10 protein-coding genes are annotated in these 15,728 nt (G+C 64.3%); 1 reads left to right on the top strand and 9 read right to left on the bottom strand.

Features of this window, described 5'->3' with window-relative positions:
• Nucleotides 1-4: 4 nt before the first annotated feature.
• The 4 genes from GYM67_RS02215 to GYM67_RS02200 form a co-directional block, all read right to left on the bottom strand.
• Nucleotides 5-4,153, bottom strand: coding sequence for a DNA-directed RNA polymerase subunit beta' (locus tag GYM67_RS02215; protein ID WP_220236927.1), 4,149 nt, complete (start codon nt 4,151-4,153; stop codon nt 5-7).
• A gap of 88 nt (nt 4,154-4,241) precedes the next feature.
• On the bottom strand, nt 4,242-7,808 hold the full coding sequence (gene rpoB / locus GYM67_RS02210; RefSeq protein ID WP_220236926.1) for a DNA-directed RNA polymerase subunit beta: 3,567 nt from the start codon (nt 7,806-7,808) through the stop codon (nt 4,242-4,244).
• 194 nt (nt 7,809-8,002) lie between these two features.
• Nucleotides 8,003-8,659 (bottom strand): hypothetical protein, encoded by a 657-nt coding sequence (locus GYM67_RS02205; RefSeq protein ID WP_220236925.1) that lies wholly within the window; start codon nt 8,657-8,659, stop codon nt 8,003-8,005.
• A 30-nt stretch (nt 8,660-8,689) separates the two neighbouring features.
• On the bottom strand, nt 8,690-9,700 hold the full coding sequence (locus GYM67_RS02200; protein ID WP_258561553.1) for an HhH-GPD family protein: 1,011 nt from the start codon (nt 9,698-9,700) through the stop codon (nt 8,690-8,692).
• A 90-nt stretch (nt 9,701-9,790) separates the two neighbouring features.
• Between GYM67_RS02200 and GYM67_RS02195 the strand changes: the two genes are divergently transcribed.
• Entirely contained in the window at nt 9,791-10,438 is a 648-nt protein-coding gene (locus GYM67_RS02195) for a tRNA (cytidine(34)-2'-O)-methyltransferase (protein ID WP_220236924.1), read from the top strand.
• Between the two features lie 15 nt (nt 10,439-10,453).
• On the opposite strand, the gene GYM67_RS02190 is transcribed toward GYM67_RS02195, so the two are convergent.
• From GYM67_RS02190 to GYM67_RS02170, 5 genes are all read right to left on the bottom strand, one after another.
• Entirely contained in the window at nt 10,454-11,818 is a 1,365-nt protein-coding gene (locus GYM67_RS02190; protein ID WP_220236923.1) for a PFL family protein, read from the bottom strand.
• 10 nt (nt 11,819-11,828) lie between these two features.
• The gene (locus GYM67_RS02185) at nt 11,829-12,101 is read right to left on the bottom strand and encodes an ACT domain-containing protein (RefSeq protein WP_220236922.1); all 273 of its coding nucleotides are present in this window, start codon (nt 12,099-12,101) and stop codon (nt 11,829-11,831) included.
• Nucleotides 12,102-12,218: 117 nt separating this feature from the next.
• On the bottom strand, nt 12,219-13,481 hold the full coding sequence (gene galK, locus GYM67_RS02180) for a galactokinase (protein ID WP_220236921.1): 1,263 nt from the start codon (nt 13,479-13,481) through the stop codon (nt 12,219-12,221).
• Complete coding sequence (gene galT, locus GYM67_RS02175; protein ID WP_220236920.1) at nt 13,478-14,761, bottom strand: galactose-1-phosphate uridylyltransferase; 1,284 nt, start codon at nt 14,759-14,761, stop codon at nt 13,478-13,480. The genes galK and galT overlap by 4 nt, the downstream gene beginning before the upstream one ends.
• Nucleotides 14,762-14,842: 81 nt before the next feature.
• Nucleotides 14,843-15,700: a DeoR/GlpR family DNA-binding transcription regulator gene (locus GYM67_RS02170; protein ID WP_220236919.1), complete on the bottom strand. Its 858-nt coding sequence runs from the start codon at nt 15,698-15,700 to the stop codon at nt 14,843-14,845.
• Nucleotides 15,701-15,728 lie beyond the last annotated feature (28 nt).

The following is a 15,728-nucleotide window of genomic DNA, read 5'->3' as shown; positions in this document are numbered from 1 at the left end:
TGAATCACTGGCCTGAATCCTGATCCGCGGAGGAGAAAGTGGCCGCAGCTCCCTGGCCACCCGTGGCGGAGCCCTTCTGCGAGACGGTCTGATCAGCGCCGGACTGCTTCAGGGACTCGTCTGTGCTGTCCTTGGCTGATACGTTGCCGTTGGGGGTGTCCAGATGGCTCTGGCCGCCCTGGTCGTTGAGGAAATCGTCCGGGTTGAAGTCGTCGCCCAGTTTCAGGTCCCCGAAGTCGATGTTGGAGAAGTCCACATCGTTCAGGTCGGCGTCGCTCAAATCCACATCGCTGCCACCCAGGCCGAAGTTGGGGTAGATGGTGTCGCGGATGGCCTTGTCGGGCTCCACGGTGGCGTTGCGGTACCTGGCCAGGCCAGTGCCGGCAGGGATCAGCTTGCCGATGATCACGTTCTCCTTGAGACCCTTCAGATCGTCGACCTTCTGATTCAGGGCCGCCTCGGTAAGCACGCGGGTCGTCTCCTGGAAGGAGGCAGCCGACAGCCAGGAGTCGGTGGCCAGGGAGGCCTTGGTGATGCCCATGAGCTCGGGGCGCCCCGCAGCCGGCTTGCCACCGGCCTTGACGGCCTTCATGTTGGCGGCCTTGAACTTGGCCTGGTCGACCAGCTCGCCAGGCAGCAGGTCGGTGTCGCCCGAGTCGATGACCGTGACGCGACGGAGCATCTGGTGGACGATGACCTCGATGTGCTTGTCGTGGATATCCACGCCCTGGGAGCGATAGACCGTGTGCACTTCGTTGACGATGTTCACCTGGGCGGCGCGCGGGCCGAGGATGCGCAGGATCTTCTTGGGATCCACGGACCCCTCGATCAACTGGGTGCCGGCCTCGACATGCTGTCCGTCCTTGACCATCATGGGCGCGCGGCGGGTGACCGGATAGGTCAGCGCCTCCACAGAGGTGTCGTCAGGAGTCAGTGTCACCTGACGGCCGCGGTCGGTATCCTCCACCTTGACGGTTCCAGGGAACTCCGCGATGGGCGCCTCGCCCTTGGGGGTACGGGCCTCGAAGAGCTCGGTGACACGGGGAAGACCCTGGGTGATGTCGGAGGCCGAAGCCACACCGCCCGAGTGGAAGGAACGCAGCGTCAGCTGGGTGCCGGGCTCGCCGATGGACTGGGCGGCCACGATGCCCACGGCCTCGCCCACATCCACCAGCTTGTTGGTGGCCAGGGACCAGCCGTAGCACTTGGCGCACACCCCGCGGGTGGACTCGCAGGTCAGGACCGAGCGGGCCTTGACCTCCTCAACGCCGTGGGCGACCATGTCGCGCAGGACATCCATGGACATGGCGTCGCCGCGCTTGTAAAGCACGGTCTTGCCGTCCTTGGGGTCGATGACATCGGCCGCCAGGAGGCGGGAGTAAGGACCGCCGTCGGCCGCCTTGACCAGGACCAGGTTGCCCTGCTCGTCGCGCTCGGCCACTTTCATGGTCAGACCGCGCATGGTGCCGCAGTCCTCTTCGCGCACGATCACATCCTGCGAAACATCGACCAGACGACGGGTCAGGTAGCCCGATTCGGCGGTGCGTAATGCGGTGTCGGCCAGCCCCTTGCGGGCGCCGTGCTGGGAGATAAAGTACTCCAGCACCGACAGGCCGTCGTGGTAGTTGGACTTGACAGGTCGAGGAATGATCTCGCCCTTGGGGTTGGCCACCAGGCCTCGCATGCCGGCGATCTGGCGGATCTGCATCCAGTTGCCTCGCGCCCCCGACTGAACCATGATGTTCACGTTGTTGTCCGGAGTGAAGTGCTCCTGCATGGCGTCAGCCACCTTGTCGGTGCACTCGGTCCACAGGTTGATCAGCTCCTGACGGCGCTCCTCGTCGGTCAGCAGGCCCATATCGTACTGGGAGTTGACCTTGGCAGCCTGCCCCTGGTACTCGTTGACGATCTCGCTGCGCTCGGGCGGCACCACGATGTCGGAGAAGGCCATGGTCACGCCGGACCACTGCGCCCTTGTGAAGCCCAGATCCTTCAGGGCATCAAGGGTCGCCGCAACCTGTGCGGTCGAATACCGGGTGGCGATGTCGTCCACGATGCCGGACAGCTTGCCCTTGGGCACCTGCTCGTTGATGAAGGGGTAGTCCACAGGCAACGTCCGGTTGAACAGGACTCGCCCGTAGTTGGTGGCGAAGAGCCTGGAGCCGTCCTTGAAGACCTCCTCCTTGACCACGTCGGGGCTGCCGGGCTCGGGGTCGACGACCTTGAGGTCGCCGGGTTCCCAGTCCTTGGGCATGACGAAGTCGGCGGGCACACGCAGCAGGATCTTGGCCTGCATGTCGATCTCGCCCAGGTCCAGAGCCATCCGAGCCTCAGCCAGGCTGGAGAAGATCCGGCCCTGGCCCTTGGCGCCGTCCACGACGGTGGTCAGGTAGTACAGACCCAGAATCATGTCCTGGGAAGGCATGGTGACCGTGTGGCCGTCGGCGGGCTTGAGGATGTTGTCGGAAGCCAGCATCAGAGAGCGGGCCTCCGCCTGGGCCTCGGCCGACAGGGGCAGGTGAACTGCCATCTGGTCGCCGTCGAAGTCGGCGTTGAAGGCCGCGCAAGCCAGCGGGGGCAGGTGGATGGCTTTGCCCTCGACCAGGATGGGCTCGAAGGCCTGGATGCCCAGACGGTGCAGCGTAGGCGCACGGTTGAGCAGGACGGGATGCTCGGAGATGACCTCTTCCAGCACACCCCAGACCTCTGGGTCTCCGCGGTCCACCAGACGCTTGGCGCTCTTCATGTTCTGCGCGTAGTTGAGGTCCACCAGCCGCTTGATGACGAAGGGCTTGAAGAGCTCCAGGGCCATGGGCTTGGGCAGGCCGCACTGGTGCATGCGCAGAGAGGGGCCGACCACAATCACGGAACGGCCGGAGTAGTCCACACGCTTGCCCAGCAGGTTCTGACGGAAGCGGCCCTGCTTGCCCTTGAGCATGTCTGCTAGGGACTTCAGGGGACGGTTGGAAGCTCCGGTGACGGGACGGCCACGGCGGCCGTTGTCGAAGAGGGAGTCGACAGCCTCCTGGAGCATACGCTTCTCGTTGTTGAGCATGATCTCGGGAGCGCCCAACTCGATCAGGCGCTTGAGCCTGTTGTTGCGGTTGATGACGCGCCGGTAGAGGTCGTTCAGGTCGGAGGTGGCGAACCGGCCGCCGTCCAGCTGCACCATGGGGCGCAGGTCGGGCGGAATGACCGGGACGACGTCCAGGACCATGGCCTCGGGCTTGTTGCCGGTGTTCAGGAAGGCGGAGACCACCTTGAGCCGCTTGAGGGCACGAGCCTTGCGCTGGCCGGAGCCGGTGTCGATCTCATGGCGGAGCTGCTTGGCAGCACCCTCCAGGTCGAAGTCCTGCAGGCGCTTCTTGATGGCCTCGGCGCCCATGCAGCCCTCGAAGTAGTCACCGTAGCGGTCCTGCATCTCCCGCCACAGGTCCACGTCGCCTTCCATATCGCCGGGCTTCAGGGTCTTGAAACGGTCGAAGACGGCGGTGATCCTCTGAATCTGGTCGTCGTAACGCTTGCGGATGGCGGTCATGTCCCGCTCGGCACCGTTGCGCAGACGTGCCTTCATAGAGCCTTTGACCTCGTCGGACTTCTCCAGCTCGGCCAGATCCTCCTCCAGCTTCTTAGCACGCTTGTCGATCTCCAGGTCGCGCTTCTTCTCCAGCTGGTTGATCTCGTTGTCGAACTCGTCCTGCAGGTCGGGCAGGTCCTTGTGGCGCTGCTCCTCGTCCACCTTGGTGACCATGTAGGCCGCGAAGTAGATGACCTTCTCCAGGTCCTTGGGCGCGATGTCCAGCAGGTAGCCCAGCCGGGAGGGCACGCCCTTGAAGAACCAAATGTGGGTGACGGGGGCTGCCAACTCGATATGGCCCATACGCTCACGACGGACGCGGGAACGGGTGACCTCCACGCCGCAACGCTCGCAAACGATGCCCTTGAAACGCACGCGCTTGTACTTGCCGCAGGCGCACTCCCAGTCGCGGGTGGGTCCGAAGATCTGCTCGCCGAACAGGCCGTCCTTCTCGGGCTTCAAGGTACGGTAATTGATGGTCTCAGGCTTCTTGACCTCGCCATAGCTCCAACCGCGGATGTCGTCGGCGGTGGCCAGTCCGATTCTCAGTTTGTCAAATGCATTGACGTCCAGCACTCTGTGTCCTGTCTCTGATCTTGTAACTGCTCTGAAGTTTGCCTCTTGGAGGGATGCCCGTCAGGCGGGCATCCCTGTGACTGGTGATTCAGCGGTACTCCGGTTCGGGAGCGGACTGGTCGGCCTTGGCGGCGGCGTCCGGACGGGCTCCGATATTGAAGCCCAAGTCGTCGGAGGCGGCGCTGGGGTCGTCGTCCTCGTCCTTCATCTCGATCACGTTGCCTTCCGCGTTGAGCACCTCAACGTTCAAGGAGAGCGACTGCATCTCCTTGAGCAGCACCTTGAAGGATTCGGGGATACCGGCCGCCGGCAGGTTCTCCCCGCGCACGATGGCTCCGTAAGCCCGGACACGGCCATCCACGTCGTCGGACTTGGTGGTCATCATCTCGTGCAGGGTGTAGGCGGCGCCGTAGGCCTCCAGGGCCCAGACCTCCATCTCACCGAAGCGCTGGCCGCCGAACTGGGCCTTGCCGCCCAGGGGCTGCTGGGTGATCATGGAGTAGGGGCCAGTGGACCGGGCGTGGATCTTGTCGTCCACCAGGTGGTGGAGCTTGAGCATGTACATGTAGCCCACGGAGATCGGCTTGGTGAAGGGCTCGCCGGTGCGGCCGTCGTAGAGCACGGCCTTGCCGTCGTCGCCCACCAGGCGCTCGCCGTCACGGTTGGGCAGGGTGGTCTTGAGCAGACCGTTCAGGGCATCCTGACGCACGCCGTCGAAGACCGGGGTGGCCACGGTGGTGCCAGGGTCGGCCTTCTCGGCCCCTGCGGGAATGTGTTTCTTCCACTCGGCCTCCAGGTCGGGATCCAGGCTGATGTCCCAGCCGGAGTGCGCGATCCACCCCAGGTGGAGCTCCAGGACCTGACCCAGGTTCATACGGGAGGGGACGCCCAGCGGGTTGAGCATGATGTCGATGGGGGTGCCATCGGCCATGAAGGGCATATCCTCCTCGGGCAGGATCCTCGAGATGACGCCCTTGTTGCCGTGACGGCCCGAGAGCTTGTCGCCTTGGGTGATCTTGCGGTGCTGGGCGATGTAGACCCGGATCATCCGGTTGACGCCGTTGGGCAGCTCGTCGCCGTCCTCCTCAGCATCCTCGCGGGTGACCTCCTTGACCTCGATGACCGTGCCGGTCTCGCCGTGGGGCACCCGCAGGCTGGTGTCGCGCACCTCGCGGCTCTTCTCGCCGAAGATGGCCCGCAGAAGCCGCTCCTCGGGAGTGAGCTCGGTCTCGCCCTTGGGAGTGACCTTGCCGACCAGGATGTCCCCGGCCTCGACCTCGGCGCCGATGCGGATGATGCCGCGCTCATCCAAGTTGGCCACCGCATCCTCGCCCACGTTGGGCAGGTCCCGGGTGATCTCCTCGGCGCCCAGCTTGGTCTCGCGGGCGTCGGTCTCGTACTCCTCGATGTGGATGGAGCTCAGAGTGTCATCCTGGACCAGCCGCTGGGAGATGATGACGGCGTCCTCGTAGTTGTAGCCGTTCCAAGGCATGAAGGCCACCAGGACGTTCTTGCCCAGGGCCATCTCGCCCTTCTCGGTGGCGGGGCCGTCAGCCAGGACCGTGCCGGCCTCGACACGCTCCCCGTCCTTGATCAGGGGGACCTGGTTGTAGCAGGTGGTCTGGTTGGACCGCTGGAACTTGGCCAACTTGTAGGAGGACTGAGTGCCGTCGTCATTCATGACACGGATGATGTCGGCGGAGACGTAGGTGACCACGCCCGGCTTCTCGGCCAGGATGACATCGCCCGAGTCGATGGCGGAGCGCCACTCGGAGCCGGTGCCTACCAGGGGACGCTCGGACTTGACCAGGGGGACGGCCTGACGCTGCATGTTGGTGCCCATCAGTGCCCGGTGGCCCTCGTCGTGCTCCAGGAAGGGGATCAGGGAGGCGCCCACCGAAACCATCTGCCGGGGGGAGACGTCCATCAGGTCCACCTGGGAGACGGGCACATCCTTGGCCTCGGCCTCGGCGTCACGCACCAGAGCCTCGTCCTCGACGAAGTGCCCAGTCTCGTCGATCTCCTGGTTGGCCTGGGCGATGGTGTGCTCGGACTCCTGGTCGGCGGTCATGTAGACCACGTCGTCGGTCACCTGGCCATCAATGACCTTGCGGTAGGGGGTCTCGATGAAGCCGAAGGGGTTGACCCGGGCGAAGGTGGCCAGGGAGCCGATCAGGCCGATGTTGGGGCCTTCAGGAGACTCGATGGGGCACATGCGTCCGTAGTGGGAGGGGTGCACATCGCGCACCTCCATGGAGGCGCGGTCGCGGGACAGGCCGCCGGGGCCCAGGGCCGAGAGACGACGCTTGTTGGTCACGCCGGCCAGAGGGTTGTTCTGATCCATGAACTGGCTGAGCTGGGAGGTTCCGAAGAACTCCTTGATGGTGGCGTTGACCGGGCGGATGTTGATCAGGGACTGCGGGGTGATGGCCTCCGCGTCCTGGGTGGTCATCCTCTCACGGACCACGCGTTCCATACGGCTCAGACCGGTACGCAGCTGGTTCTGGATCAGCTCGCCCACCTGACGGATGCGGCGGTTGCCGAAGTGGTCGATATCGTCCACGTCCACCCGCAGCTCGATGTCCTGGCCGTCGCGGCGGCCAGGGAAGGTCTGTCCGCCGGCATGCAGGGTCACCAGGTACTTCAGGGTGGCGATGATGTCCTCAGGATGCAGGCTGCGGTCGTTGAAGTCGGCCTCAAGCCCAAGCTTGCGGTTGATCTTGTAGCGGCCGACCCGGGCCAGGTCGTAGCGCTTGGTGTTGAAGTAGAAGGAGTCCAGCAGGTTGCGGCCGGCCTCGGGCGAGGCGGTGTCCGCAGGCCGGATCTTACGGTAGAGGTCGGTCAGGGCCTCGTCCTGGGTCTCGATGGTCTCCTTCTCCAGGGCATCCAGGACCAGCGGATAGCCCTTGAAGGCCTTGCGGATCTGCGGCTTGGTCATGCCGATGGCCATAAGGAAGACGATGGCGGACTGCTTGCGCTTGCGGTCCACGCGCACGCCCAGCACATCGCGCTTGTCGATCTCGAACTCCAGCCAGGCGCCCCGGCTGGGGATGATCTTGGCCCCGAAGATCTCCTTGTCGGAGTTGCGGTCCTGGGTGCGGTCGAAGTAGACGCCAGGAGAGCGGACCAGCTGGGAGACGATGACGCGCTCCGAGCCGCCGATGATGAAGGTGCCGTGTGGTGTCTGCAGCGGGAAGTCGCCCATGAAGACGGTCTGCGACTTGATCTCGCCAGTGTCCCCGTTCTCGAACTCGGCGTTCACGTACAGAGGAGCGGAGTAGGTGTAGTCCTTCTCCTTGCACTCCTGGACCGTGTGCCGGGGCTCCTCGAAGTAGGGATCCGAGAAGGTCAGGCTCATGGTCTGGGCAAAGTTCTCAATGGGAGAGATCTCCTGGAAGACCTCATCCAGACCGGAGACGGGGGCCACGGTATGGGTCCCGTTGACCTGATCCTCTTCGACCCGCTTCTTCCAGCGGTCATTGCCGACCAGCCAGTCGAAGCTATCGGTCTGCACGCCCAGGAGGTAGGGCACCTCGATGGGTTCGCGGATGGATCCGAAATTGACACGATCGGTGGCCTTGTGCAGTTTGATGTCGTGTTCGTCAGCGCGTGCCTGCGTGGCGGTGGTACTACTTACAGCTTTATTGGCAGCCAAAATGGACGTTCCTTATCGCTCGCCGTACTCGATCATTCCTGTTACCCCAGGGAGATGCCGAATGGCCGCCATATGCCTATTCGCGGGCATCTCCTCGATGATGCATGCCCGCTATATGACACACCTCATGCAAAGACAAAACTATAGCAGACAAAGACTCCAGACGCAATCGGCGTGTCGTCTTGGAAAAGCTGCTATTGGACCATGACCGGCACTGGCTGGGAAACCACGTGCGAATCAGCCTTGAGCACCAGCTTGGCCTGGTAGGAGCCGGCCTTGACCCTGGGCAGCTTCTGGTCGGGCTGGCAGCTGTCCTGGCTCCTGTCGGCATGCCAGGTTATGGTCTGTACGTCCTTGTCGCCGGTGGCTATAAGCAGGGTGCGCGCCCCCACCGGGCAGGCATCGGAACGCCAAACGGTATCCTCGCCGCTGGTGATGACCAGCACCCGGCCGCCGTTGGAGCCGTCAACCAAGCATGAACCTGTTCCCTTGTGACGGATGGTCACTGCAAAGTCGATAGATCCGCCAACTCGAGTGCTGGGATTGGGCGCAGCCAGCTCCAGAGCCAGATCACCCCTGTCGCAGTCAGGAGCTCCGGAGAAACGCTTCTTGCCAGCATCCTTCTTCTGATCCTTATCCTGCTTGTCCTTGGATTTGGTCTTTACGCCCTGCTGAGCGCTGGTCGAGGCTCCCTGGCCCCCATCGCCTCCCCGCAGGGCTCTGATACCGGCCCCCACACCCCAAACCAGGCCAGCGCAGACCAATAGAAAGAGCACCGCCAACAGGGCGGCCGCAATCCTCCGGCGACGGTACATCCGCCGCTTCTTCTCGCTCGTGCTTCGCTTGGCCATACTTCTCCAGTCTAATCGTCAGGGCGGCCTTCACTGCGGCAGACTCAGGCGGCCGTCCTGGCCGATCTCCAGAAGACCGTCCTCGTCCAGGGAGGCGATGCACCGATCAAGTCGGATTTCGTCCTCGCACAGGGGTTCCAGGTCCTTCCTTGAGACGGGCGCGCCCGAAGCCTGCCGTAGGGCCCGGAGGATCGCACCGCGGACCTGCCGGTCGGTACCAGCGAAGCGCTGCCGGGGCCTGGTTCTGCCTGCGCCCAGACCGGGCAGTCCGGCCTTGAGAAAGCGGCAGTGACCAGCCAAAGGGCAGATGCCGCAGGCAGGCTTGCGGGCAATGCAGACTGTGGCGCCCAGCTCCATGACGGCCTGGTTCCATCGGGCCGAGGACGGCTCCCGCCAGGCTGCCGACCTGACCTTCGGATCAGCCAGTCCCAAACGACCACTATCTTCCTGGGCGCCGCTGTCCCCGGCATCGACATCCTCAGGCAGGACCTGCCAGGCCAGCTGGCGCTCCTCTCGGCTGGCAGCGCCACCAGTGGATTCGCGCCCCAAAAAGACCCTAGAGAGCACCCTGCGGATGTTGGTGTCGATGACGGCGATCCTCTCGCCGTAGGCAAAGCTCATGACAGCGCTGGCTGTGTAGTCGCCGATGCCCGGCAGGGCCACCAGCTGGTCGTAATCACGAGGCAGGCGGTCTGCATACTGGCCGGCCACCTGCTGCGCGCACTCCTGCAGGCGCAGGGCTCGGCGCGGGTAGCCCAGCCGGCCCCAAGCTGTGATGATCTCGGCCTTGGGTGCAGCAGCCAGGGAGGCCGCATCCGGCCAGATTTTCATCCAAGCAGTCCAGTAGGGCACCACCCGGCTCATCTGGGTCTGCTGGCTCATGACCTCGGAGACCAGGACCCCCCAGGGCGTGGTCCGCCCAAAGCGCCAAGGCAGGTCGCGGGCGTATCGGCTCCACCAGTCGAACAGCCGCAGGCGGATGGGTTCAGTCTCCGCCAAAGTCGTTTCCGCGTTCTCCATGGTTGCACCGCCCTTCGCCATCCGATTCTGCCTCATTCAACCGCCGTATTCTGCCCGACGGTGCCGACCAGCCCTGCCTGGCCTGTCGGTTGGCGACGGTAGGTTGGCCTCATGAACAGGCAGGAGCAGTCCGGAAACCCGTCGAAGGCCATCGAAAGCATGTACGAGTACGGATACCGCAAATCGAATTATGGTCCCGACGAGCTGGTCACCGACGCCCACGGCAACCCCATCTCGGTGGTGGACGCCATGATGAAAGCCGATCAGGCCAACCGGGTGAAAACCTCCACGCCCCACCTGTGCTACTATTCGCCGCGAATCCCCGGAAACACCGGCTCAGCCATCCGCCTGTGCGCCGTGACCGGCACCATCCTGCACCTGATAGAGCCCCTCGGCTTCAACCTCAAAGACACCAAGCTGCGCCGGGCCGGCCTGGACTACCATGACATGGCCCACGTGGTACTGCACCCGGACTTCGACGACCTGGTCCGCTCCATGCCCGACAGCCGGATCATCGCCTTCACCGCCCACGCCGACAAGCTCTACACCCAGGTCAGCTACCGGCCGGACGACATCCTCCTATTCGGCCCGGAACCCGGCGACATCCCCGACCCCATGGACATCATGACCGGCCCTCACGTGGCCGAACAGGTCAGGCTGCCCATGCGGCCAAGCCTGCGCAGCCTGAACCTGACCAACTGCGCCTCCATAGCCATCTACGAGGCCTGGCGGCAGCTGGGATTCCAAGGCGGCCGCTGAACCCCGCGAGCGCGCTCAATTCTTGAAACTGTGAATAGGCGCCGGGATGTGTCCGCCCCGATTAACGAAGTCAGCACAGGAGCCGGTATTGACGGGCAGGACCGGGCCGCCGCCCATGAGCCCGCCGAATTCGGCCCGGTCGCCCACCTGCTTGCCGACGACAGGAATGACCCTGACGGCAGTGGTCTTCTGATTGATCATGCCGATGGCCGCCTCGTCGGCGATAAGGCCGGCAATGGACTCAGAAGATGTATCCCCGGGGATGGGGATCATGTCCAGCCCCACAGAGCAGACACAGGTCATGGCCTCAAGCTTCTCCAGGGTCAGGCTCCCCTCTTCGGCGGCCTGGATCATGGCGGCATCCTCGGACACAGGTATGAAGGCCCCTGACAGCCCGCCCACCGAGCTAGATGCCATGATGCCGCCCTTCTTGACCTGATCATTGAGGATGGCCAGGGCAGCAGTGGTCCCCGGGACGCCCACCTGCTCCAGGCCCATGATCCGCAGAACCTCCCCCACTGAGTCTCCGACGGCAGGGGTGGGTGCCAGGGACAGGTCGATGATCCCGAAGGGCACGTCCAGTCGGCGGCTGGCCTCCTGGGCCACCAGCTGGCCCACCCGGGTGATCTTGAAAGCCGTACGCTTGATGGTTTCGCAGAGCTGCCCGAAGTCCGCACCCCTGGCTGACTCCAGGGCGGTCTTGACCACGCCGGGACCGGAGACCCCCACGTTGATGACGGCCGACCCCTGGCTGACCCCGTGGAAGCCTCCGGCCATGAAGGGGTTGTCGTCCGGAGCGTTGCAGAAGACCACCAGCTTGGTGCAGCCGGAGCTGTCCGAGTCGGCGGTGCTCTCGGCAGTGGCCTTGATGACCCGGCCCATCAGGGCTACGGCATCCATGTCGATGCCCGTTCTGGTGGAGCCCACGTTGACGCTGGCACAGACCCGTTCCGTCTGGCTCAGGGCCCTGGGCAGGGACTTGATCAGCAGCCGCTCGGCCGGAGTCATGCCCTTGCCGACCAGGGCCGAGTAGCCGCCGATCAGGTTGACGCCGACCTCCTGGGACGAGCGGTCCAGGGTCTTAGCCACGGCTACATAGTCCTCCACGGAGTGGCAGGCGCCGGCGGCCACCAGAGATATGGGAGTGACGGTGATGCGCTTATTGACGATGGGAATGCCGTATTCTCGGGCGATGGAGTCCCCAGTGGACACCAGATCTCCGGCCAGGGAGACGATCTTGCGATGGATGTTCCGGCAGAGCATGTCCACATCCCCGCTCACACAATCCAGCAGGCTGATGCCCATGGTGATGGTGCGCACGTCCAGACGCTCCCGGTCGATCATGTCGTTGGTCTCCAGGACCTCGTCGCGTGTGATCATGGCTGCCTCCTCAGACCCGGTGCATCCTAGTGAAGATCTCCTCGCGCTGACAGCGGATGGAGACTCCGATCTCCTCTCCGAGGGATTCCATCCGCTGGCTCAGCGCGTCGAAATCATTCCGGCATGCAGTGCAGTCCACGATCATCATCATGGTGAAGAAGCCATCCAGAATGGTCTGCGAAATATCCAGCACATTGATCCCCTGCTGGGAGAGGTCTGTGCAGACCTTGCCGATGATGCCGATAGCATCCTTGCCCACCACCGTGATGATCGCCTTGTCCATGACCGTCCTCCTCATCCACCTCGCCCTTGACCGGACCCCTTGAAAACCGGGACCCCGCTCCCCCAGCTTAGAGGAGCGCCGGGAGAAGCGGGGGTCGTAGAGGCCTGCAGTCCGGATTCAGGATTCACGCGCAGCTGCCGAGGAGGGCAGGGCGATCAAGGCTCTGGGGGCCTTGAATCCTTTGGAGGCGAATCGTTCGGCGATGTCACGGGCAAGATCGGAGCCCTTGCCGGCGTCAGCCAGGGCGATGATGGATCCGCCGAACCCGCCGCCGGTCATGCGAGCCCCGTAGGCCCCGCCCTGGCGTGCTGCGTCCACGGCCTCATCCAGCTCCGGGCAGGTGACCTCGTAGTCGTCCCGAAGGGAGTCATGGGAGGCGTTGAGCAGGCGGCCGGCCAGGACGTGATCGCCCCTGCCGAAAGCCTCGATGAAGCGGTCCACCCGTCCTATCTCGCTGACCACGTGACGGACCCGCCGACGCATGGTCTCATCCGGCAGCTGCTCCAGCAGGGCATGCAGGGCGGATGGGGGATCAGCGGCCCCATTGACCTGGTCTGCCACCTGGCGCAGGTTGGGCACCCCCAGCAGACGCGCAGCCTGTTCGCAGCTGGCCCGCCGCTGTTCGTATTGGCCATCGTTGAGCTGGTGCTGGGCCCTGGTGTCGACGACCAGCAGCTCCAGGCCCGCATCCTGCAGGTCGAAGAGGACCTGGCGCACATTGCTCATGGCATCCAGCTCCGGCCGGCAGTCCAGCCGCAGGGCGCAGCCGGATCGACACCGCATGGAGGCGCTCTGATCCATGCCCCCGGTGGAAGCGCCGGCCATATCGTTCTCAGCCGTGATGGCGGCCTGGACCAGCCTGACCCGGCCAGCCTCGTCGCCGCCCAGCCCCAGACCGAAGAGGTCATCCAAGGCCAGGGCTACTGCACAGGTCATGGCCGCCGAAGAGCTCAACCCGGACCCCACCGGCACGCAGGATGCCAGGGCCAGATCGAACCCTTGAACCTGGGGGAAGCCATCCCGCTGCAGGGCCCAGGCCACGCCTACCGGATAGGCCGCCCAGCCGCTCACTCCCCGGGCCTGAAGCCCATCCATGTCAGCCTGGACCGGATGCTCCGGATCCATGGTGGAGACCAGTCGGACCCGGCTGTCTGTCCTGGGGCTGACGGCCACATAGGTGCGGGTGGGCAGGGCTATGGGCAGACAGAGCCCGGCGTTGTAATCCGTGTGCTCGCCGATCAGATTGACTCGGCCAGGGGCGCTCCAGACGCCCTGGGGATTCTCGCCATAGACCTTTTGGAAGAGCCCACGGGCCTTGGTGGCCCCTTGGCCGTCAGCGCCCTGGGTCCAGGCGTGTATGAATTCCACTGTCGTCGTCATTGATTCTCTCCATTCTCCAGATCCAGGGGCCCCAGCTGGCGGAAACGGTCGGCGATTCGCTCGGGGGTGGTGTCCGACACCCAGGCAGCCATGCCTGACTCGGACCCGGCAAGATACTTGATTTTGTCCACGGCACGGCGGAAGGAGAAGAACTGCAGGTTGAGCCGGTAGTCCTCACGCCGCGGATCGTGCAGCGGGGCTTGGTGCCAGGCGGCGATGTAGGGCAGATCCATCCCCCTGCCGTCGCCCTTGTCGAAGAAGGCGTTGCCCCGCTTGAGCAGTGTGGAATACATGACGGCCAGGTCCCAGCGCTCCTGGTCGTTGAGCTGGTCCAGACTCAGGATTCCATCGCGGACGGGGGCCACGTGGACTTCCAAGGGCCAGCGGGCAGCGGCGGGCACATAGGCCACCCAAGTGGCGTTGCGGAAGACGACACGTCGGCCAGAGTCCAGCTCAGCCTTGAGAATGTCTGCCAGAAGGTTGCCTCCGGTGCGCTCCTTGTAGTCGGCGCACTGCCTTAGCTCCTGCTCCAGCCGTGGGGCAATGAAGGGATAGCAGTAAATCTGTCCGTGGGGGTGAGCTAGGGAGACGCCGATCTCCTGGCCGTGGTTCTCGAATGGGAAGATCTGTTCGATGCCCTCCATGGTCGAGATTTCCGCAGTGCGGAAGGCCCAGGCCTCCACCACCGTCCGCAGACGGGAGACCGGCAGATCGGCAGGGAGCGCGTGTTCGTCAGGGTCGAAGCAAACTACCTCGCAGCGTCCGTTGGCCTCGCGCACCGGCCAGAGTGGGTTGCCGTCCACCAAGGAGGCCTGGTCGGCCGCCCGAGTATTGGGCACCTGCATCATGGAGGGGAAACGGTTCTCGAAGACCGCCACGTTGTAGTCCACATCGGGGATCTCCCCATCCTGGTAGGGGTCTCCCGGCTTTCTGGCAGCCAGGGGGTTGCCCTTGGCGGTGGCCTGGGGGCCAGCGGTGATGGGCCGGTTCATCCGGGCTGTGGCCATGGGGATCCAGTCTCCGGTCAGAGGGTCCCGGCGCATCTGCGGCGGCTGGAAGGGCACCGTCCTGCCCTCCTGATCCTGGTGCGGGGCGAACCGGTCGGTCAGCGGACGAGGATCGTCCAGACGCCTGGTCCTGCTGCCGGAGACGTACTCGGGGTCATCGTCCAGGTAGAAGAATCGGCGTCCGTCGGCCAGCCTGGTGGGGGTGATGCGGATGTGCTCCCTGGCATAGTCGCCGGGAACATACCGTTGGGGGACATACTGCTCTGACTTCATGCTGCTCCTTCATCGTCCGTGATGATTGACAATCCATGGCAACCCGCTATGACAACCTGCGCGCCCTGAGTGACTGATCGTTCATTGAACCTGGGCTTCAGACCCGTCGGAGGACCCGTCTTGAGCCTGGCCTTCCTCAGGGTTGACCGGCACCAAAACCAGCCGCTTGACCAGGGACCGGGTGGCCTCGGCCGACTCCTGGTCCAGCTGGTCGTCGGTAATGACGGTGTCCACCTGGTCGAAGGAGGCGAACAGGGACAGGGAGGTGCAGCTCCACTTGGTGTGGTCGGTCAGGATGATGGTCCGGTCGGCGATGTCCATCAGGGCCATATCCGTGGCCGCCTCCAGGGAGTTGGGCATCAGGAAGCCACGTGGTATGGAGACCGAGTGGGTCCCAAGGAAGACCGTGTTGACCCGCAGAGAGGCGATGACCTTGTCCGCGATGGGACCTACCAGGGAGTTGGACCGGGTGATGACCCCACCGGTGACTATGACCTCCACATCTTTGCTCTCCATGGCCTGTACCAGTTCGGCCACGGGGATGGAATTGGTCAGCAGGGTCACGCCCGCGCACTGACGACTCTCCAGCAGGTGCTGGGCAAAGACATAGGCCGTGGTTCCGCCCCCGATGGCGATGACGTCGCCCGGGGAGACATAGTCGATGGCGCGACGGGCGATAGTGTCCTTGAGACCCATGTCCATCTGCGACTTGACCGAGAAGAGCGGCTCAGCCAGAAGCGAGCTGGTGGTGACGGCCCCTCCGTGGACCCTCTTGAGCAGGCCCTTGTCCGCCAGGTCGGCAATGTCACGGCGGATGGTCATGGCGGAGACGCCCAGCTCCTTGGAGAGGGCGGTGATACGGACTGCGCCACGAGTACGCAACCGGTTCAATATCAAGTGTTGGCGTTGTGACGATATCATTCGAACATTATCGCACACATTCGCCCAAATTGGCAAGCCGGCTATC

Source organism: Bifidobacterium asteroides (genome assembly GCF_019469425.1).
Taxonomy (GTDB): Bacteria; Actinomycetota; Actinomycetes; order Actinomycetales; family Bifidobacteriaceae; genus Bombiscardovia; species Bombiscardovia asteroides_I.
This window is presented reverse-complemented; position numbering and strand designations above follow the sequence as displayed.

What these genes read in the sequence shown, in the direction of transcription:
- GYM67_RS02205 (WP_220236925.1), bottom strand. Translation starts at nt 8,659, where the DNA reads ATGGCCAAGCGAAGCACGAGCGAGAAGAAGCGGCGGATGTACCGTCGC.
- GYM67_RS02200 (WP_258561553.1), bottom strand. Translation starts at nt 9,700, where the DNA reads ATGGCGAAGGGCGGTGCAACCATGGAGAACGCGGAAACGACTTTGGCG.
- GYM67_RS02195 (WP_220236924.1), top strand. Translation starts at nt 9,791, where the DNA reads ATGAACAGGCAGGAGCAGTCCGGAAACCCGTCGAAGGCCATCGAAAGC.
- GYM67_RS02190 (WP_220236923.1), bottom strand. Translation starts at nt 11,818, where the DNA reads ATGATCACACGCGACGAGGTCCTGGAGACCAACGACATGATCGACCGG.
- GYM67_RS02185 (WP_220236922.1), bottom strand. Translation starts at nt 12,101, where the DNA reads ATGGACAAGGCGATCATCACGGTGGTGGGCAAGGATGCTATCGGCATC.
- galK (WP_220236921.1), bottom strand. Translation starts at nt 13,481, where the DNA reads ATGACGACGACAGTGGAATTCATACACGCCTGGACCCAGGGCGCTGAC.
- galT (WP_220236920.1), bottom strand. Translation starts at nt 14,761, where the DNA reads ATGAAGTCAGAGCAGTATGTCCCCCAACGGTATGTTCCCGGCGACTAT.